Annotated in this window: 14 protein-coding genes, 1 tRNA gene, 1 other RNA gene and 3 pseudogenes; 9 read left to right on the top strand and 10 right to left on the bottom strand. The window is 69.5% G+C overall.

Annotation, left to right across the window (positions count from 1 at the left end):
* Window positions 1-145 precede the first annotated feature (145 nt).
* The 3 genes from ACQPZW_RS47550 to ACQPZW_RS47540 all read right to left on the bottom strand — a co-directional run bounded on the left by ACQPZW_RS47550 (window position 146) and on the right by ACQPZW_RS47540 (window position 997).
* Window positions 146-499, bottom strand: a complete 354-nt coding sequence (locus tag ACQPZW_RS47550; RefSeq protein WP_433792541.1) for a type II toxin-antitoxin system PemK/MazF family toxin — start codon at window positions 497-499, stop codon at window positions 146-148.
* A gap of 14 nt (window positions 500-513) precedes the next feature.
* On the bottom strand, window positions 514-720 hold the full coding sequence (locus ACQPZW_RS47545) for a hypothetical protein (RefSeq protein WP_433792540.1): 207 nt from the start codon (window positions 718-720) through the stop codon (window positions 514-516).
* Between the two features lie 189 nt (window positions 721-909).
* A tRNA-Ser gene (locus ACQPZW_RS47540) sits at window positions 910-997 on the bottom strand.
* A gap of 85 nt (window positions 998-1,082) precedes the next feature.
* Between ACQPZW_RS47540 and ffs the strand changes: the two genes are divergently transcribed.
* The 9 genes and pseudogenes from ffs (at window position 1,083) to ACQPZW_RS47495 (ending at window position 12,180) form a co-directional block, all read left to right on the top strand.
* Window positions 1,083-1,178, top strand: an RNA gene (ffs, locus tag ACQPZW_RS47535) — signal recognition particle sRNA small type.
* A gap of 83 nt (window positions 1,179-1,261) precedes the next feature.
* The gene (locus tag ACQPZW_RS47530) at window positions 1,262-4,834 is read left to right on the top strand and encodes a DNA polymerase III subunit gamma and tau (protein WP_433792539.1); all 3,573 of its coding nucleotides are present in this window, start codon (window positions 1,262-1,264) and stop codon (window positions 4,832-4,834) included.
* Between the two features lie 472 nt (window positions 4,835-5,306).
* Window positions 5,307-5,606, top strand: coding sequence for a YbaB/EbfC family nucleoid-associated protein (locus ACQPZW_RS47525; RefSeq protein WP_433797863.1), 300 nt, complete (start codon window positions 5,307-5,309; stop codon window positions 5,604-5,606).
* Window positions 5,607-5,610: 4 nt separating this feature from the next.
* A complete protein-coding gene (gene recR, locus ACQPZW_RS47520; protein ID WP_433792538.1) occupies window positions 5,611-6,204 on the top strand; it encodes a recombination mediator RecR in 594 nt (197 codons plus the stop codon).
* Window positions 6,205-6,360: 156 nt separating this feature from the next.
* Window positions 6,361-8,024, top strand: a pseudogene (locus ACQPZW_RS47515) (ABC transporter substrate-binding protein).
* A 98-nt stretch (window positions 8,025-8,122) separates the two neighbouring features.
* Window positions 8,123-9,127 (top strand): ABC transporter permease, encoded by a 1,005-nt coding sequence (locus ACQPZW_RS47510; protein WP_433792537.1) that lies wholly within the window; start codon window positions 8,123-8,125, stop codon window positions 9,125-9,127.
* The gene (locus tag ACQPZW_RS47505) at window positions 9,124-10,071 is read left to right on the top strand and encodes an ABC transporter permease (protein WP_433792536.1); all 948 of its coding nucleotides are present in this window, start codon (window positions 9,124-9,126) and stop codon (window positions 10,069-10,071) included. Before ACQPZW_RS47510 ends, ACQPZW_RS47505 begins: the two co-directional genes overlap by 4 nt.
* A 7-nt stretch (window positions 10,072-10,078) precedes the next feature.
* Window positions 10,079-11,071: an ABC transporter ATP-binding protein gene (locus tag ACQPZW_RS47500; protein ID WP_433792535.1), complete on the top strand. Its 993-nt coding sequence runs from the start codon at window positions 10,079-10,081 to the stop codon at window positions 11,069-11,071.
* Entirely contained in the window at window positions 11,068-12,180 is a 1,113-nt protein-coding gene (locus ACQPZW_RS47495; RefSeq protein ID WP_433792534.1) for an ABC transporter ATP-binding protein, read from the top strand. The genes ACQPZW_RS47500 and ACQPZW_RS47495 overlap by 4 nt, the downstream gene beginning before the upstream one ends.
* A gap of 48 nt (window positions 12,181-12,228) precedes the next feature.
* Here ACQPZW_RS47495 and ACQPZW_RS47490 read toward each other — a convergent pair whose 3' ends face one another.
* The 7 genes and pseudogenes from ACQPZW_RS47490 to ACQPZW_RS47460 all read right to left on the bottom strand — a co-directional run bounded on the left by ACQPZW_RS47490 (window position 12,229) and on the right by ACQPZW_RS47460 (window position 19,151).
* Window positions 12,229-13,695 carry a calcium-binding protein gene (locus ACQPZW_RS47490; RefSeq protein ID WP_433792533.1) on the bottom strand — a complete coding sequence of 489 codons (1,467 nt, stop codon included), beginning with the start codon at window positions 13,693-13,695 and terminating at the stop codon, window positions 12,229-12,231.
* A gap of 199 nt (window positions 13,696-13,894) precedes the next feature.
* Window positions 13,895-14,386 (bottom strand): family 20 glycosylhydrolase, encoded by a 492-nt coding sequence (locus tag ACQPZW_RS47485; protein ID WP_433797862.1) that lies wholly within the window; start codon window positions 14,384-14,386, stop codon window positions 13,895-13,897.
* A gap of 155 nt (window positions 14,387-14,541) precedes the next feature.
* Window positions 14,542-15,456 (bottom strand): annotated as a pseudogene (locus ACQPZW_RS47480) (family 20 glycosylhydrolase); the annotation flags it as partial.
* Between the two features lie 77 nt (window positions 15,457-15,533).
* Window positions 15,534-15,776: pseudogene (locus tag ACQPZW_RS47475) on the bottom strand (hypothetical protein); the annotation flags it as partial.
* 5 nt (window positions 15,777-15,781) lie between these two features.
* On the bottom strand, window positions 15,782-16,393 hold the full coding sequence (locus ACQPZW_RS47470) for an HNH endonuclease family protein (protein WP_433797861.1): 612 nt from the start codon (window positions 16,391-16,393) through the stop codon (window positions 15,782-15,784).
* A gap of 70 nt (window positions 16,394-16,463) precedes the next feature.
* Window positions 16,464-18,185 carry a 2-isopropylmalate synthase gene (gene leuA, locus ACQPZW_RS47465; protein ID WP_433792532.1) on the bottom strand — a complete coding sequence of 574 codons (1,722 nt, stop codon included), beginning with the start codon at window positions 18,183-18,185 and terminating at the stop codon, window positions 16,464-16,466.
* 198 nt (window positions 18,186-18,383) lie between these two features.
* Window positions 18,384-19,151 carry a hypothetical protein gene (locus ACQPZW_RS47460; RefSeq protein ID WP_433792531.1) on the bottom strand — a complete coding sequence of 256 codons (768 nt, stop codon included), beginning with the start codon at window positions 19,149-19,151 and terminating at the stop codon, window positions 18,384-18,386.
* Window positions 19,152-19,167 lie beyond the last annotated feature (16 nt).

The following is a 19,167-nucleotide window of genomic DNA, read 5'->3' as shown; positions in this document are numbered from 1 at the left end:
TTACCCAACACGCTTTCCAGGTCTGCGGCCTCGCGTCCGGCCGCTCTCATGCCTGCACGTCTCAAGGGCTGAGCTGTGCTGACCGGATGTCTCCGGTCACCAGCGGTCGAGCCCGAATGAGACGGAGACGGGCTGACGCCGTCCTCTAGGTGGCTCGACCGTTTCGCAATCCCAGATGCAGCGCCAGAGCTTCGCGGAGTGGCTCTTGCAAGGTGATGGGAAGCCGCCCCAGGTGTCGGCGGATGCGCCTCACGTCGACGGCGCGGATCTGTTCGACTTGAATCTTTGACTCAGCGGTGAGACCTGTCTCGGTCTGGTCAGAGGCGATAAGCACTTGAAAGGGATAGACCTTGGCGACGTTGGACGTGATCGGCGCGACCGTGATTACACCGCGACCAAATCGTTCTGCGGCACGGTTGGCGCCGTCATTGCTGACGATGACCACAGGCCTGACTTTGTTTGCTTCACTCCCGGTTGCCGGGTTCAGATCGACCTGCACGATGTCGCCCCACCTCACGAGGCAAGGCCGTCGGCGGTCGTTGTGTCCCACAGGTCCGCGTCGGGAGAGTCGTTCCACTCGCCGAAGGCCTCTGCGTACTGATCGGCCAGTTGGCGGTCGCGGAGAAGGGTGACAGCCTCATGGAGAGTCGCGGAACGATTCGTGCCCTGTTCGTCGAGGAACCTGACATCCTCTTCGGGGAGGCTGACACTAATCTTCATGCTCGGATCCTACCAGCGGTAGCACCTACGGTACTACCGCTGACGGGGAGCTGACGCCATCTCGGTGGGACGCGGTCAAGTCGGAGTGGCCTGCGAGGTCATCCAGTAGCCGATAAGCGCCAGTCGAAGCCGCTAAGCAAGAAGGCCGGACCCGCTGGGTCCGGCCTTGCATGTTTCCGCTGGTGGAGCTGGCGGAGGATACGAGATTCGAACTCGTGAGGGGTTTCCCCCAACACGCTTTCCAAGCGTGCGCCCTAGGCCTCTAGGCGAATCCTCCGTGCGCCAGAATACAGACTCTTTCGGTGGGCTCGCCCGCGGGGAGGGGGTCTGCGCGAGGGCGGAGGCGGCCAGGTAGGCTCTGGGGCAGCCCCTCGTGCGGCGTCATCCTGTGAACCTCCCCAGGGCCGGAAGGCAGCAAGGATAAGCGGGCTCTGGCGGGTGCACGGGGGGTCCTTAGTTTCCGGGTCACTTCCGGGGCACGTCGTTTGTTCTTGTCAGACCCTCGACGGAGAATGACGCGGTCGTTCAGGAGGTGGCAGGAGTGGCACTCGCCCTCTATCGGAAGTATCGGCCGCGCACCTTCGCCGAGGTCATCGGCCAGGAGCACGTCACCGAGCCGCTGTCGCAGGCACTGCGCAGCGGGCGTCTCAACCACGCCTATCTCTTCTCCGGCCCACGCGGCTGCGGCAAGACGTCGAGCGCACGCATCCTGGCCCGCTCGCTCAACTGTGAGCAGGGTCCGACACCCGACCCGTGCGGCGTCTGCATGTCCTGCAAGTCGCTGGCCAACGACGGCACCGGCTCGATCGACGTCATCGAGATCGACGCGGCCAGCCACGGTGGTGTCGACGACGCCCGTGAGCTCCGGGAGAAGGCGTTCTTCGCGCCCGCCAACAGCCGCTACAAGATCTATGTGATCGACGAGGCGCACATGGTCTCGTCGGCCGGCTTCAACGCGCTGCTCAAGCTCGTCGAGGAGCCGCCGGACTATGTGAAGTTCATCTTCGCCACCACCGAGCCCGACAAGGTCCTCGGCACGATCCGCTCCCGGACCCATCACTACCCGTTCCGGCTCATCCCGCCGGCGGTCCTCCGGCCGTACCTGCAACAGCTCACCGACGCCGAGGGCGTCACCGTCGAGCCGTCGGTGCTCCCGCTGGTCGTCCGGGCCGGAGGGGGCAGCGCCCGAGACTCGCTGTCGATCCTCGACCAGCTGATCGCCGGCTCCGGGCCGGGCGGAGTCACCTATGCGCGGGCCGTCGGGCTGCTCGGCGTCACCGACGTCGCCCTGATCGACGAGATGTGCGACGCCATCGACACCGGGGACGGCGCCGCCGCGTACGCGACCATCGACCGGGTCGCCGAAGCCGGACACGAGCCCCGTCGCTTCGCATCCGACCTGCTCGAGCGGTTCCGCGACCTGATCATCCTCCAGCAGGTGCCGGATGCGGTCGCCAAAGGCTTGATCGACGGGCCCGCAGACCAGCTGGAGACGATGGCCGGACAGGCCGCGCGACTCGGGGCGGCCACGCTGTCCCGCTGCGCGGACATCCTGCACAACGGCCTCGTCGAGATGCGCGGCACGACCGCGCCACGCCTCCTGCTCGAGCTGGTCACCGCCCGCATGCTGCTGCCGGCTGCGGACGCTTCGGCGTCCGCGCTGCTCCAGCGTCTGGAAAGGCTGGAGCGATCGGGTGTACGGGGTGACGGGCCCCTTTCCGACGCCGTTGTAGAGCGCGCGCCCGTGGGCGACAGTGGCTCTGCCGCGGGTGGCGTTTCCGCTGGTGGAGTTGCTGCCGGTGCCGGCCCCGGAGTCGGCGGCCCCGGCGTTGGCGGTGGCGGCGTCGGCGGTGGCGGGAAAGCGGCGGCCATGGCTGCTGCCGCCGCTGCCCGGGCCGGCTCTAGCCGTCCGGCGGGTGGTGGGTCCGCTCGCCCGGTTTCACCGGCTCCGGTTTCCCCTGCCCCCGTTTCCTCGGGCCCGGATTCCTCAGGTCCCGTCTCTTCGGGTCCCGTCTCTTCGGGTCCCGTTGAGCCGGATCCGGCCGGTCCGGATTCTGTCGCCCCGGCTCCTTCCACCGTCGCCGATCCCGGCGACGAGAGTGCGCAGGTTCTGCCCGCCGCCACATCTCCGTCGGCCACCGCGCCTCAGCCGCCCGCCGCTCCCCTTTCGGCCGCCGCGCCTCAGGGGGCCACCACATCTCCGTCGGCGGCCGCATCTCTGTCGGCCGCCACACCTCAGCCGCCTGCTGGTCCTCGGCCGGCCGCCGCCCCTCTTTCGGCTTCCCCCGAGAACTCGGCGCGTCCCGGCTCGGCCTCCGTGTCGCCGTCGGCGGCGGGCGGGCAGGACGGGCCCGGCGAGCCGGACTGGAACCAGGTCGCTGATGGTGGCCACCCGGACCCGGTCGACTACGACGACGTGCCGCCGTGGGATGACGAGCCGGTGGACGAATCGCCGCCCCCGCAGCAAGACCGTTCAGCTGCCGCCGCGCAGATGGGGGCCGGTCCTGTCGATCATCAGTCGGCTGCTGGAGGCTTGGAGGAGCCGGGACGTTCCGGCGACGCCCGGGACGAGCGCTCGGAGCGGGTTCGGGCCGCCTGGCACACTCTCGGCCAGCAACAGCCCAAGGTGAAGGCGATGCAGGAGTACGGCATCGGCATCCGCGACGTCGAGGGCGACACCGTCGTGTTCGCCGCGCCGACCCAGGCACTCGTCGATCGGTTCTTGAACTGGCGAGAGGCGATCGCCACCGAGTTCCGGAAGTCTCCCGGCGGCGAATGGCGCATTCGTTGCGAGGTCGGTGAGGCCGGTCCGGCTCGCGGATCGTCGCGCCCCGACAATCGGGAGCAAACGGGGGGCCGCCGTCCGGCCGGCTCCGAACGCCCGGTCCCGCAGGCGTCCACCGCCGCGTCGACTCCGGAACGCAACACCGGCCGCACCGAGTCCCGCCCGTCTCGGCCACAGCGTCCTCCGGCAGCGGACGCCGACGAGGACTGGCCGGCGGCGGCCCGTCCCGGCACCGCGCCGAGCGGCGCCGACGGGGATCGGTTGGTGGCGGGACGCTCGGTGACCTCGGCCGACAGCGCCGACACTGACCGCTTGGCCTCGGCGCAACCGGTCGGGGTCGATGACGGCGATGACGGGTGGCCTGAACCGGCGCGGCCGGGAGGCGCACGGGATCGGGCGGTCGAGAGCGACGACTCCGGGTGGCCGGAGCCGGTTCGACCTGGGGCCGGGGCCTCCGATGCGGATACCGGGTGGCCCGAGCCGGCCCGGCCGGGGTCGGGGGCGATGGGATCGACGGCGGGGATGCACCGGGAGGCCTCGGCGGAGAGTCGGCCGGAAACAGCCTCTCCCGGGGCTGGACCGTCGGCTTCGGCGGCCGGCTCGGTCTCCTCGGTGACGGCGGATGGGCCTGGCGTGGCGCCGGTCTCCGGTGGTGGGCTCGGCGGCGGTTCAGCGTTCGGCGGGGCGGCCGTCTCAGCCGCGTTGCCGGGTGCGTCTCACGAGAACGCGATGCCACGGAGCGCTGTGGCCCCGTCGGCGATGGGGAATGCTGCGACACCAGCCTCGGGCGGGAATGCCGGGACTCCGGCAGGGGCCGGGGGAAGTAACGCGGCGGGCGGTGCCTCCGGGCTTGCGGCGGCGCGGAATGCTGCGCTGCCCACGGCCACGGCGAGTGCTGCGGCACCGGCGGCACCCCGGGGCGCTGCTGCTCCCGCGGCGCCGGCCCGGTCGGCTGCCATGGAGGCGGCGCGGGCGGCTGCCCGTACCGGCGTCGACGGGGCCAGTGGCGCGGCGGCCGCGCGGGCCGCACTGGCCAACGCCCGTGGTGGTGGGGCCGCGCCTGCGGCGGGTCGTGCGGCGCCGGGCCGCCCGGCCGCGGCCGCCGGGGGAGGCGCGGCTCGGTCCTGGTCCGACGTTCCCCCGCCGGCCGAAGAAGCCCCCTACGACCCGGAGTATGACGGCCCGGCCACCGCTTACGAGGGTTTCGACCCGGGTGACGAGCCGCTCGACGACGTGATCGACGAGAAGACCGCCCGGCAGAGCAGCGAGGAGCAGGCCATCCAGCTGCTCCGGGAGGCGTTCGGCGCGGAGAAGATCGCCGAGCTCTGACCGCCCACTCACCTCCACGTGGCGACTCACGGCTCGGTTCGGGCCGTAGGTCGCCACAGCGGTGGCTGCGGGGCACGGAGTGACGGTTCGGGCCGCGAGGCCCCCGGCGCGTGGCGGTGGGCGGTCCGGTTCGGGCCGCGAGGCACCACGGTGGGACCCGAGGGACCACGGCGGGTGGCGGTGGGTGGTCCGGTTCGGGCCGCGAGGCACCACGGCGCGTGGCGGTGGGCCCCGGTGGGACCCGAGGGACCACGGCGGGTGGAGGCCCTGGTTCGGGGTGGAGCGTAGGGGTGGCGCGGCAGGCCGGAGTGTGGGCCGCGCGGCTGGTGGGGTTGTCGTGGCGTCCCGGCGGGCATGGAGTGGGCGGCGGCTACGCTGGCGGCGGTAACCTCGACCGCCGCGCCGTATCGACGGTGGACAACGAACCGATTAGATGAGGAGCGGTGCCATGCGCCCCGGTGCACAGCCGAACATGCAGCAGCTCATGAAGCAGGCGCAGAAGATGCAGGCGCAGGTCGCCCAGGCTCAGGCCGAGCTGGCCGAGGCCGAGCTGACCGCGAGCGCCGGCAACGGCCTGGTGACCGTGGTGATCACCGGTCTGGGTGAGTTCAAGTCGGTCAAGATCGACCCGAAGGTGGTCGACGCGGACGACGTGGAGACGCTGGAGGACCTGGTGCTCGCGGCGATCCACAGCGCGGCCGAGGCGCAGCGTGAGCTGGCCGAGACGAAGATGGGTCCGGCGACCGGCGGCTTCTCCATGCCGGGGTTCTGATCCCGTGTATGAAGGCGCCATCCAGGACCTGATCGATGAGCTGGGCCGGCTGCCGGGCGTGGGCCCGAAGTCGGCGCAGCGCATCGCCTTCCACGTCCTCTCCGCGGACCCGGCCGACGTGAACCGGCTGGCCACCGCGCTGCGCAAGGTCAAGGACCTGGTGCGCTTCTGTACGACCTGCTTCAACGTGGCCGAGTCGGAGCAGTGTCGCGTCTGCCGGGATCCACGCCGTACCAACGAGGTGTTGTGTGTGGTGGAGGAGCCGAAGGATGTCGTGGCGGTCGAGCGCACCGGCGAGTTCAGGGGGCGTTATCACGTGCTCGGCGGGGCGATCAACCCGCTGGAGGGCATCGGTCCCGACAATCTGAAGATCCGTGAGTTGCTGTTCCGGGTGGGGACGGGCGAGGTCAAGGAGCTGATCCTGGCCACCGACCCGAATACCGAGGGTGAGGCCACGGCGACCTACCTGGCGCTGCTGATCAAGCCGATGGGTCTCACGGTGACCCGGCTGGCGAGTGGCCTGCCGGTCGGTGGTGACTTGGAGTACGCCGACGAGATCACGCTGGGTCGAGCTTTTGAGGGCCGGCGCGCCGTCTGAGCACTCCGTGTTGGGGTGGTTGCGTTACGAAGCAGCCTTGTAACAACACGATTGGATACCAACGGCTCCCAGGAAACTTACCGGGCCGTTAATGTCCGTCGCATCGGTGGCACACTCCACCGCGTTGACCACCCCACAAGGCAGAGGTGAAGCACGATGCGTCCATCGAGGCGGAGGGCCGCTATCGCGGTTGCCGCAGTCGCTGTTCTGGCAGCTTCCGGATGCGCCGAGAGCGAGCGTGACAGTTCGGGCGGCGGCGGTGCCGTCAAGGACACGCTTGTCTTCGGCGTCGCCGGTGACCCGAAGGTGCTCGACCCGAGTCTCGCCAGCGACGGTGAGTCGCTGCGCGTCGCCCGGCAGATCTTCGAGACGCTGGTGCGCCCCGAGGAGGGCGGCACGAAGGCGTCGCCCGGTCTGGCGGAGAGCTGGACCCCGGATGCGGCCGGCACCACCTGGACGTTCAAGCTCCGGTCCGGCGTGAAGTTCCACGACGGCACCGACTTCAACGCCGAGGCCGTCTGCGCCAACTTCGACCGCTGGTTCAACTCGACCGGTCTGATGCAGAGCCCGGACGTCACGCCGTACTGGCAGGACGTGATGGGTGGCTTCGCGAAGAACGAGGACGCCACGCTGCCGCCGAGCCTCTTCAAGTCGTGCACCGCGAAGGACGCCGCCACGGTCGACCTGGCGTTCACCCGGGTCACCAGCAAGGTGCCGTCGGCGCTGATGCTGCCGTCGTTCGCGATCCACAGCCCGGCCGCTCTCAAGCAGTACGAGGCGTCGAACATCACGGGCACCGCTGACGACATCAAGTACCCGCCGTACGCGATGGAGCACCCGACCGGCACCGGCCCGTTCAAGTTCAAGAGCTGGGACAAGCCGAACAAGTCGCTGACCATCGAGCGCAACGACGCCTACTGGGGCGACAAGGCGAAGCTGAAGACCGTCATCTTCCGGACGATCTCCGACGAGAACGCCCGTAAGCAGGCGCTGCGCTCCGGCGACATCCAGGGCTTCGACCTGGTGGGCCCGGCCGACGTCGAGCCGCTGAAGAGCGAGGGCTTCAACGTCCTCACCCGCCCGGCGTTCAACATCCTGTACATGGCGATCAACCAGAAGGGCAACCCGGCGCTGGCCAAGCCCGAGGTTCGCCAGGCGATCTCGTACGCGATCAACCGTCAGGCCCTGGTCGACTCGAAGCTGCCCCGGGCGCCAAGGCCGCCAGCCAGTTCATGCCGGACACGGTCGAGGGCTGGAACGCCGACGTCAAGAAGTACGACTACAACGTCGAGGAAGCCAAGAAGCTGCTGGCCGCGGCCGGTGCGAGCAACCTCAAGCTGAAGTTCCACTACCCGACCGAGGTCACCCGGCCGTACATGCCGAGCCCGAAGGACATCTACGAGCTGCTCGCGGCCGACCTGAAGGCGGTCGGTATCGAGGTCGAGGGCATTCCGCTGAAGTGGAGCCCGGACTACCTCAACGCCACCACCTCGGGTAGCAACCACGACCTGCACCTGCTGGGCTGGACCGGTGACTACGGTGACGCCTACAACTTCATCGGCACCATGTTCGACCGGCAGAAGGACGAGTGGGGCTTCAACAACCCGGCCCTGTTCGCCCAGTTCAAGGACGCCGACACCACCGCCGACCAGGCGGCCCGGGTGGCGAAGTACAAGGCTCTGAACGCCTCGATCGCGGAGTTCGCCCCGGGTGTGCCGATCTCGCACTCGCCGCCGGCGATCGTCTTCGGTAAGGGCCTCACCGGTATCACGCCGAGCCCGCTGACCGACGAGCGCTTCGTCGGGGCCACCTTCTCGTAAGCCGTAGCCGTAATCCGGCACTCCTATTGCTCTACCGGCGGGCGGGCGTCATACCCTGACGCTCGCCCGCTGTCGACCTCCCACCTTACGAGGCGGCCTTGATTCGGTTCATCGTGCGACGACTGCTACAGCTGATTCCGACGCTGTTCGGTCTGTCGATTCTTCTGTTCATCTGGTTGCGCCGCCTGCCCGGCGGCCCCGAGACCGCGATCCTCGGTGAGCGCGGCACCCCGGAGCTGCGTGCGCAGATCCGGAAGAACCTGGGCTTGGACGAGCCGCTTCTGATCCAGTACGGCCGGTTCATGAAGCGCATGCTCAAGCTCGACCTGGGCACCTCGATCTCGACGAAGCGCGAGGTCATGACGGAGTTCCTGGAGCGTTTCCCGGGAACCGTCGAGCTCACCATCACCGCGATGATCATCGCGATCGGTGTGGGCATCCCGCTGGGCTATCTGGCCGCCCGTCGCCGGGGGAGCTTCCTGGACAGCGCCTCGGTCGGCGGCTCGCTGATCGGCATCTGTGTCCCGGTCTTCTTCCTGGCGTACGTGCTGAAGGCGATCTTCTCGGAGAACCTGCACCTGTTCCCGTCGAGTGGACGGCAGGATCCGACGCTCGGCGCGACCCGCATCACCAACTTCTTCGTGCTGGACGGGCTGATGACCCGGGAATGGGACGCCGCGCTCGATGCGCTCTGGCACCTGATCCTGCCCGGCATCGCGCTCGCGAGCATCCCGCTGGCGATCATCGTCCGGATCACCCGGGCGAGCGTGCTCGAGGTGCTGAGCGAGGACTACGTCCGGACCGCCCAGTCGAAGGGCCTGACCGAGCGTACGATCCGGGGCCGGCACATCCTGCGCAATGCGATGCTGCCGATCATCACGGTGATCGGGCTGCTCACCGGTGGTCTGCTCTCCGGGGCGGTGCTGACCGAGACGGTGTTCGCGTTCAGCGGCATCGGAGCGTTCCTGTACGAGGCCATCGCCAACCGTGACTATCCGGTGCTGATGGGCTTCATCATGATCATCGCGGTCTTCTACGTCCTGGTGAACCTGCTGGTCGACGTGTCGTACAGCCTGATCGACCCGAGGGTGAGGGTCCGATGAGCACCAAGACTGACAAGATCGACCGCCTGGGCGAACTGTCCGCGGCGAAGCAGGACGAGCACGGCGTCAGCCTGTGGACCGAAGCGTTCCGCCGGGTGCGCCGCAATCCGAGCGCCCTGGTCGGCGTCGGGATTCTGGTGATCTTCGTGCTGGTGGCGATCGTCGGGCCATGGCTGGCTCCGTACTCGCCGTCCGAGTTGATGGGCATCAAGGAGATCCGGCCCGGCGTGATTCCGGGTCCGTCGGCTGAGCACCTGCTCGGCTACGACCACAACGGCCGCGACCAGTTCAGTCGACTGCTGGTCGGCGCCCGCCAGACGCTGCTGGTCGGCATCGTCTCCACGCTGATCGGTCTCACCGTCGGCGCGCTGGTCGGTGGCATCGCGGGCGCCGCCGCCGGTCTGGGCGGGCGGGTCGGCCGGGCCGTCGACTCCGTGCTGATGCGCATCGTCGACATGCTGCTGGCTCTGCCCAGCCTGCTGCTGGCGGTCAGTATCGCCGCCCTGCTCGGCGCGAGCCTGACCACCGTGATGATCGCGGTCGGCGTGGTCTCGGTGCCGGTCTTCGCGCGGCTGCTGCGCGGCGCCATGGTGGTGCAGGCCAACAGCGACTACGTGCTGGCGGCCACCTCGCTGGGTGTGAAGCGCACCAGGATCGCGATCGGGCACATCCTGCCGAACTCGCTGGCCCCGGTGATCGTGCAGGCGACCCTGACCCTGGCCACCGCGATCATCGAGGCGGCGGCCCTGTCGTTCCTCGGCCTGGGCAACCCGGACTCGGCGACCCCGGAGTGGGGTCTGATGCTCGCCGAAGCGCAGCCCTACCTGGACACACGGCCCGGTCTGGCGATCTATCCCGCGCTGGGCATCATCATCACCGCGCTGGGCTTCACCCTGCTCGGTGAGGCGCTGCGTGAGGCCCTCGACCCGAAACTGCGGAAGTGAGGCCGCGATGCCACTGCTCGATGTAAAGGACCTGTCCGTCACCTTCGCGCGACGCGGTCAGCGCACCGTACGGGCGGTCGACGGGGTGTCGTTCTCGGTCGAGGCCGGTGAGGTCGTCGGCCTGGTCGGCGAGTCCGGCTGCGGCAAGAGCGTCACGTCGCTGGCCCTGATGGGGCTGCTGCCGAAGCAGCGTGGCGTGACCATCGGCGGTTCCGCGATGTTCGGCGACACCGACCTGCTCAAGACCGACGAGCGGACGATGCGCGACATCCGTGGCCGGGACGTCGCGATGATCTTCCAGGATCCGCTGTCCTCGCTGAACCCGGTCATCCCGATCGGTGTCCAGGTGACCGAGGTCCTGACCAGGCATCGCGGCCTGACCGGCACCAAGGCCACCGCGGAGGCCATCGACCTGCTGAACCGGGTCGGCATCCCGGACCCGGCGCGGCGCCTCAAGGAATACCCGCACCAGCTCTCCGGTGGTATGCGGCAGCGGGCGCTGATCGCCATGGCGGTCGCCTGTGCGCCGAAGCTGCTGATCGCCGACGAGCCGACCACGGCGCTCGACGTGACCATCCAGGCGCAGATCCTGGAGCTGCTGCGCGACCTGGTCCGCGACTCCGGGACCGCGCTCGTCATGATCACCCACGACCTGGGTGTGGTGGCCGGCATGTGCGACACGGTCAACGTGCTCTACGCCGGCCGCGTCGTCGAGTCGGCCCGGCGCAAGCCGCTGTTCGCCGAGCCGCGGCACCCGTACACCACGGGCCTGCTCGGTTCGGTGCCCCGCCTCGACACCGGCAAGGGTGAGCGGCTCCAGGCGATCCGCGGGTCTGTGCGTGACGTCCTGCCGTGGCCGGACGGGTGCGCCTTCGCCCCGCGGTGCGACCGCCGTGTCGAGGCCTGTGTCGGGGAGCCTCCGGCGCTGGTCGAGGGCATGCACCGGCACGCGTACCGCTGTGTCAACCCCGAACCGCGGACCGTGGAGGTGCCGTCATGACCGAAACGCTGGTCGAGGTCGACGACCTCAAAGTGCATTTCCCGATCAAGCGCGGTGTCTTCCTGGACCGGGTGGTCGGGCACGTCAAGGCGGTCGACGGTGTCGACCTGCGGATCAACAAGGGTGAGACGTACGGGCTGGTAGGCGAGTCCGGCTGCGGCAAGTCGACGCTGGGCCGGGCGTTGTTGCAGCTCACGCCGCCGACCGGGGGCCGGGTGAACTTCGACGGCACCGAGTTGACCACGCTGCCTCCCAAGCAGCTCCGGTCGATGCGCCGCCGCATGCAGATGATCTTCCAGGACCCGATGTCGAGCCTGGATCCCCGGCAGAACGTCGAGTCGATCCTGACCGAGGGCCTGCAGGCGCACGGCCTCGGTGGTGATCGGTCCGAGCGACGGAAGATCATCGCGAAGTCGCTGGACGCGGTCGGTCTGCCACAGTGGGCGCTGTCCCGCTACCCGCACGAGTTCTCCGGCGGTCAGCGGCAGCGCATCGGCATCGCCCGGGCCGTGGTGCTCAACCCGGACCTGATCGTCGCCGACGAGCCGGTCTCCGCGCTGGACGTCTCGATCCAGGCGCAGGTGATCAACCTGCTGGAGGATCTGCAGAAGGAACTGGGCCTCACCTACCTGGTGATCGCCCACGACCTGGCGGTGGTCCGGCACATCTCCGACACGGTCGGCGTCATGTACCTGGGCGCGCTGGTCGAGGAGGCGTCGAGCGACGATCTGTACCGGCAGCCGCTGCACCCGTACACGCGGGCGCTGATGTCGGCGGTCCCGGTGCCCGACCCCGAGGTCGAGGACCGGCGCGAGCGCATCCTGCTCGCCGGTGACCTGCCGTCGCCGGCGAACCCGCCGACCGGCTGCCGTTTCCACACGCGGTGCCCGTGGGCGCAGCCGACGAAGTGCCGTGACGAGCGGCCCGGTCTGCGGATCATCGGGACCGGCACGCACCGGGTGGCCTGCCACTGGGCCGAGCAGATCGAGTCCGGCGAGATCCGGCAGCACGCGGTGAAGGCCGAGGTCGTCGCGGACGGCGCCGGAGCGAGGGACGCCCACGGCGCCCTGGAGACCGCCTTGGAGACGCCCGGCGGTCCGGTGGTCTGACGATTCACCGATCGGGCAGCCCTCCGGCCGGAGGGCTGCCCGATCCCGTCAGTACCTGAGCAGCGGGTGGTCGAACGGGTTCGCGTACTCGCAGCTCACGAAGTTGTCGGCCGGAGTCGGCCAGGTGTCACCGATGCAGTTGTCACCCGCGTTGGTCCCGTTGGCGCCGCCGTCGAGGAGATCACTGCCGCCGTCGGTGTTGGAAGCGTGCAGGTAGTCGTCGCCGGCCTCGCCGAAGAGGCGGTCGCTGCCGGTGGAGCCGTCGAGACCGTCATCACCGCCACCACCGCGGAGCACGTCGTTGCCGGGTCCACCCAGCAGCCCGTTGGCCGCGGCGTTGCCGGTGAGCACGTCGTTGCCGTTGCCACCGCTGACGGCCTCCACGTCGGCTCCGACGGTGTCCCACTCGCCGGTCTGCCCGTCGTCGCTCCGGGCACCGTCTAGATCCACGGTCACCGGCCTGGTCCGGTCCTGGTAGGAGACGTAGTCGAGGCCAGGGCCACCCAGCAGGACGTCCGAGCCCGGGCCGCCGTGCAGCCGGTCGTTGCCCGCACCGCCCTCGAGCCGGTTGGCGCCCACCACATCGACGAGCTGGTCGTCGCCGCCGAGACCGAGAAGGGTGTCGTTGCCGTAGCCCCCCTGCAGGTCGTCAGGACCGGCGGTGCCGTAGAGGCGGTCGTTTCCGAAGCCGCCCCAGATCCCGTCGATGCCGGTCAGGGTGTCCCGCTCGCCCGGGGCCCCGTCGTCGCCCTGGACACCGTCGGAGTCCGCGGTGATCGGCTTCCGGCGGCTGTTGTAGTCGGCGAGGTCGGTGCCGGGACCGCCGGAGATCAGGTCCCGGTCCGAGATGGACACCGTATAGTCGGCCGGGTCGCGGTCCCACTCCTGGTAGAAGTAGTCGTCACCGGCGCCGCCGTACTCACGGTCGTTGCCGACACCACCCACGAGATCATCGGCGCCGTCGCCGCCGGCCAGTGCGTCGTTGCCCCAGCCGCCCTTCAGATCGTCATTGCCGGCCTCGCCCCAGATCCGGTCCGACCCGTCATCGCCGTCCAGCGTGTCGGCGCCGGCCCGGCCGTAGAGCAGGTCGGCGCCGAGACCACCGGTCAGCCGGTCGGCCCGGGGACCGCCGATCAGGGTGTCGTTGCCGTCGCCGCCGCTCGCGGTCAGGGCCAGGTCGGTCCGGTTCGTCACCGAGTCGTTCTTGACGCCCAGGCTGACCAGCACCCGGGTGGGTGTCTTCGCCGTACTGCAGCGGACCTTGGTCTTGTCGCCCTTGACCGCCTTGCAGCCCTTGCCGGCCTTGACCGCGACCCGGTCGTCGATGGTGACGGTCCTGCCGGAGCGGGTCACGACGACCCGGTTGACCTGACCGGAGGCGGCGGTGAACTTGATCCGCGTCGCATCCAGGACGGACGCCACACCCGTTGCCGCAGCCTCGGCGGGAACACCGAAGGCGAGTGATGCGATCAGCGTGGCGGCACCCGCGCTGATCATCTGAGACGTACGAGCCACAGTGGAGTCCCCCGGAAGTGATACCGATGATCATAGATCTTCGTCGCAACGGGACCGTTTCGTCCAGTGGGCGCGGTATCCGGTGACCGGCGGCTTCAGCCCGGCGGTCGCTTCTCGGCCGTGCTCCGTCGCCGGCGTCGCGTCGTAGGTGGGGAGGAGTGGTTCCCGGGGCGGTCGACGGCGTACCCCACAAGGGGTCTCAAGACCACCGGATCTCCGGAGATCGGTGGAATCGGACGCCGTCGCGGACCCATCGCGGGCCGTAGGCCCCCAAGCGGGCGCGGAACGATTCCCAGTCGTGGGTGGCGCGGGGTGACCAGCCGAGCTCGGCGATCGCGACCAGGCGGGGGAAGGCCATGAACTCGATGTCCGCTGAGGTGCGCAACGTCTCCGACCACAGGGGCGCCTCGACGCCGAGGATGCTCGCCTGGGGGATGCCGGGGAGCAGCGTCGCCGGATCCCAGTCGTAGGCGGTGCTCACCTCGATCGCCCCGGCCCAGTCGAGGCCACCGGGCGTGAGCAGGTCGTACTCCATGTCGAGGTAGGCCCGGTTCGCGGGGGACATGATCACTTTCGCGCCGGCGGCCACCGCGGTGGCGACTGCCGGGTGATTGCGTTCCCGGCCCCAGAACTGCAGCACCGCGCCCGAGGAGGCGGGGGACTGGCCGATCTCGTGCCAGCCGTACGGGATCTTGCCGTACTTGCGGACCAGCGGGAGGACACGACGCTGGAAGGCCAGATAGCTCCCGTGCGGGGTGGCGAACGTCTCGTCCCCGCCGATGTGCAGGTACGGGCCGGGGTCATCTCGGCCAGCTCCCGGATGACGTCCTCGACGAACCGGTAGGTGCTCTCCTCCCGTACGCAGAGGGTGCTGTAGCCGACGCGCATGTCGGTACGCGGCCGTGGCGCCACCCCGTCGCAGGTCAGCTCGGGATAGGCGGTCTGGGCGGCGTTCACGTGGCCGGGCATGTCGATCTCGGGGATGATCGTGACGAACCGCTCGGCCGCGTACCGGACCAGGCCGCGGTAGTCGTCCTTGGTGAGGAACCCGCCGCCGTCGCCGCCCACCCCGGTCCCGGACGCCCCGCCGACCTCGGTCAACCGGGGCCACGCGTCGATCCGGATGCGCCAGCCCTGGTCGTCGCTGAGGTGCAGGTGCAGGTGATTGATCTTGAAGCGGCTGATCCGGTCGATGTGGGTGCGGATCTCGTCCGGCGTGTGGAAGTGCCGGGCCAGGTCGAGCATCGTGCCGCGGTAGGCGTACCGCGGCCGGTCGTCGATGGTCCCGCCCGGGATGATCCACTTCGCTCGACGTGGGCTGTCCGCCTCGATCGCCGCCGGCAGTAGCTGCCGTAGCGTCTGCACCCCGTTGAACAGCCCGGCCGGCTCACTCGCCCGCAGCTCGACGCCGTCCCGGCGGACCGTCAGCCGGTATCCCTCGTCATCGTGGCCGGGCTCCAGCCGCAGCGTGATCGCGTTCTCCACCGGCCGCGTGCCGACCGGTAGGGCGAAACCGGTCGCCGGCCGGAGAATCGCGGCGAGCCGCCCGGCGACGTCGTCCTCACCGACGATCGCGGTGTCCGCCGTGATCCGGAAGTCGTTGCCCGGATCCGCCTCCGCCGCGGCCACCGCCGGAAGGACGCCGGCCAGGGTGATCGGCACGGGCTCCGGAGAGGCTTCGGCCGAGGAGGTCACGGTGACCAGCGGCAGGGCCACGACCAGGGTCACGGCCAGGCGGGAGAGTCGCACCCGCCCGACCATATCGACACCGGTCCAGGGCCGGGACCGTCAGCGCTCGCGGTCGGCCACCACGTCCCTCGCGTTTCGACGTGGATCGATCAGCCTTCCGGGCGGTGAAGCAGGCCGACGGCGATGGTGTGGACGGCGTCCAGGTCGGCGGGGTCGGTCAGCTTCGCCCGGCCGCCGGTCACCGCATACCACTCCTCGGCGTCCTTGTACTGCACGGACAGCACCGCCTCGCCCGCCTCGGACAACTCGGTGCGCAGCGTCAGATCGCCGGTGACGACGCCGGCCTCGTCGGTCATCACGCCGCCCGGTCCCGGCACTATGTCGGTGGTCTTGCTCATCAGCAGGTCCCCAGCATGTCGGTGAGAGCTTCCTTCTCCTTCTGCGTGACCGTCAGTTTCCAGTAGCTCTTCACCTCAATCCAATCCTTGGCGTACGTGCACCAGGCGTCCCTCGCCGGTGGCTTCCAGGTGGACGGATCCTGGTCGCCCTTCGACCGGTTCGACGACGCGGAGACGGCGAACAGCTGGGGCCGGTCCAGGTCGTTGGCGAAGTCGCCGCGCTTGTCGTTGGTCCACCCGTCGGCGCCGGAACGCCAGGCGTTGGCCAGCGGGACCATGTGATCGATGTCGACCTGGGTGGGCGTGTCCAGCTTCTTGCCGTCATACCAGCTGTCCCAGCTGCCGGCGACGACGTTGCAGCCGGAGAACTTGACCTTGTCACCGTCCCGCTTGAGCACGGTGTCACGGACGTCGCAGTTGTCCCCGGCGTCGCGCCAGTGCGGGAACTTCTCCCGGCTGTAGCCCTTCATCGAGCGGGCCTCGGCGATGGTCAGGGTGTCGAGGGCTTCCGTGCCGCCGCCTCCGGAGCTCGGCGGACCGGCGGGTCCCGCGGGACCGCCGGGGTCACCGGCTGAGGTCACCTCACATCCGGAGGCGACGACGAGAGTCATGAACAGCGCGAGAACTGAGTTACGTGGGGCCACGTAACTCAGTCTCGTACCGGATCTTGCAGTGCGCCAATCAGCGGGCGCGGTTGATCGCGCTCGTCACCGCTTTGATGGACGCGCTGACGATGTTGGCGTCGATACCGACCCCCCAGACGGTGAAGTCACCGACCTCGACCTCCACATAGGCGGCCGCCTGGGCGTCGCCTCCGGAGGTCAGCGCGTGCTCGTTGTAGTCCAGCACCCGGGCGGTGATCCCCAGTGGCGCGATGGCCTGCACGAACGCGTCGATCGGGCCGTTGCCGACGCCGACCAGCGGGCGCCGCACACCGCGGTGGAACACCTGCGCGTCGATCTCCACCTTGCCGTCGACCGTGGCGGTGCTGTAGCTCTCCAGCTTGAACGCGGTGATCGCCTGGTGCTCGACCAGGTACTCGGAGGCGAAGTGGTCCCACATCTGCTGCGGGGAGACCTCGCCGCCGTCGGAGTCGGTGTGCTGCTGCACCACCCCGGAGAACTCGATCTGCAGCCGCCGCGGCAGGTCCAGCTTGTGCTCTTCCTTCATGATGTACGCCACGCCGCCCTTACCGGACTGCGAGTTGACCCGGATGACGGCCTCGTAGGTGCGCCCCACGTCCTTCGGGTCGATCGGCAGGTACGGAACGCCCCAGGTGAAGGCGTCGATCTCGGTGCCCGCGGCGTCGGCGTCGGCCTGCAGCGCCACGAAGCCCTTCTTGATCGCGTCCTGGTGGGAGCCGGAGAACGCCGTGTAGACCAGGTCGCCCGCGTACGGGTGACGCTCGTGCACCGGCAGCTGATTGCAGTACTCGACGGTCCGCTTGACCTCGTCGATGCTCGAGAAGTCCACCTGCGGGTCGATGCCCTGGGAGAACAGGTTCAGCCCCAGCGTCACCAGGTCCACGTTGCCGGTGCGCTCGCCGTTGCCGAACAGGCACCCCTCGATCCGGTCGGCGCCGGCCAGCAGGCCCAGCTCGGCGGCCGCCACGCCGGTGCCCCGGTCGTTGTGCGGGTGCAGGCTCAGGACGACACTGTCCCGCCGCGGCAGGTTGCGGTGCATCCACTCGATCGAGTCGGCGTACACGTTCGGCGTGGCCATCTCGACCGTCGCCGGCAGGTTGATGATCAGCGGCCGGTCCGGGGTCGGGTCGATCACGTCGATGACGGCCGAGCAGATCTCCAGCGCATACTCCAGCTCGGTGCCGGTGTACGACTCGGGCGAGTACTCGTAGAAGATCTCGGTGTCCGGGGTGTGGATCTCCGCATACTTCTGGCAGAGCCGCGCGCCGGTCGTCGCGATGTCGGTGATGCCGTCCTTGTCCAGGCCGAACACCACCCGCCGCTGCAGCGCCGAAGTCGAGTTGTAGAAGTGCACGATGGCGCGCTTGGCGCCGCGGATCGACTCGAACGTGCGGTCGATCAGGTGCTCCCGGCACTGCACCAGCACCTGGATGGTGACGTCGTCCGGGATCAGGTCCTGCTCGATCAGCTGCCGGACGAAGTCGAAGTCGGTCTGGCTGGCCGCCGGGAACCCGACCTCGATCTCCTTGTAGCCCATCTTCACCAGCAGCATGAACATGCGCCGCTTGCGCTCGGGGGACATCGGGTCGATCAGGGCCTGGTTGCCGTCACGCAGGTCGACCGCGCACCAGCGGGGCGCCTTCTCGGTCACCCGGGTGGGCCACTGCCGGTCGGGCAGATCGACGGCGAACTGTTTTTGGTACGACTCGTAGCGCTGGAACGGCATGGCGCTCGGACGCTGAGTATCAAAAACGGACATGTGGGACTGCTCCAGTCAAGAGAAAGACGAGCAGGCGGCGCGCGTCACCTCCGCGACGAGGTGCCGGCCTGGGATGGGGCCTCGTCGCGGCAGCGAAGGAGAAGGGTCACCTGCCACATGTCGCCAGCCACGTTACGTCATCGAAATGGCATCGGCTAACCGAACGCCCGGATCGTGGGAAGCCGGCCCTGCCGATGATCAGGACGGGGCGACGAGGCTCGGCTGCGGCACGGCGGGTGGCGCGGCCAGGCCCATCGGCTCGCCGGCGACCTCCGGGCCGGGCAGCTGCAACGACTTCGGCCCGGCCACCTGACGGACCAGCTTGAGCAGGCCGAAGTCGACCCGCGCGCCGGTCAGCAGGCCGTCGGCGGAATAGCAGTAGATGCCGACGTCGACCGGCTGGTCCGTGGCGGCGGTCACCGAGTCGACCGCGTAGCACTTGCCCTTCACCCCCGCCAGCGGCTGCACCGCCGACACCGCCAGCGGGGCCTTGCGGTCGGTGAAGACCGGCAGCCACTGCCGGAACAGGCGCTGGACGCGTGGGTCGTACCGCCGGGGAACCCGGTCGCCGCGCTCGGCGACCCGGACGCACGTCGGGCTGACCGGCGCGGTCGGCGTGGAGAGGCTGCACTGGTAGACGCCGGCCGGCACCTTGATGATCGTGACCCCCGCGGTGCCGCCGAGCGCTCCGGCCGGGATGTCCACCCGCCAGGTGCCGTCGTCGGCGACCGCGGCCACGATCTCCCGGCTCGAGCCGCCGGACTCCAGGGTGTAGAGCGCCGCGTACCGCCGGTCCAGCGCGAGCGCGGCCAGTCCGGCGAACTCGTTGCGGGACTCCGGCACCGCGGCGACGGACGCCGAGACGGAGGGCGAGCCGGGAGCGGGCTCCGGCTTGGCATCGCTGACACCACAGCCGGCCAGTCCGGCTGTCAGCAGCGCGACGGGCATCACGGCGGAAGGGCGCATCGCGACATTCTCGCCT

The organism is Actinoplanes sp. CA-252034 (assembly GCF_050956125.1).
Taxonomy (GTDB): Bacteria; Actinomycetota; Actinomycetes; order Mycobacteriales; family Micromonosporaceae; genus Actinoplanes.
Note: the sequence above shows the minus strand (reverse complement) of the source record. Positions and strands in the feature narration are given on the sequence as shown.

Excerpts from the sequence above, each read along its gene's own strand:
- ACQPZW_RS47505 (WP_433792536.1), top strand. The coding sequence starts at position 9,124 with ATGAGCACCAAGACTGACAAGATCGACCGCCTGGGCGAACTGTCCGCG.
- ACQPZW_RS47545 (WP_433792540.1), bottom strand. The coding sequence starts at position 720 with ATGAAGATTAGTGTCAGCCTCCCCGAAGAGGATGTCAGGTTCCTCGAC.
- ACQPZW_RS47525 (WP_433797863.1), top strand. The coding sequence starts at position 5,307 with ATGCAGCAGCTCATGAAGCAGGCGCAGAAGATGCAGGCGCAGGTCGCC.
- ACQPZW_RS47460 (WP_433792531.1), bottom strand. The coding sequence starts at position 19,151 with ATGCGCCCTTCCGCCGTGATGCCCGTCGCGCTGCTGACAGCCGGACTG.
- ACQPZW_RS47470 (WP_433797861.1), bottom strand. The coding sequence starts at position 16,393 with ATGACTCTCGTCGTCGCCTCCGGATGTGAGGTGACCTCAGCCGGTGAC.
- ACQPZW_RS47500 (WP_433792535.1), top strand. The coding sequence starts at position 10,079 with ATGCCACTGCTCGATGTAAAGGACCTGTCCGTCACCTTCGCGCGACGC.
- ACQPZW_RS47495 (WP_433792534.1), top strand. The coding sequence starts at position 11,068 with ATGACCGAAACGCTGGTCGAGGTCGACGACCTCAAAGTGCATTTCCCG.
- leuA (WP_433792532.1), bottom strand. The coding sequence starts at position 18,185 with ATGTCCGTTTTTGATACTCAGCGTCCGAGCGCCATGCCGTTCCAGCGC.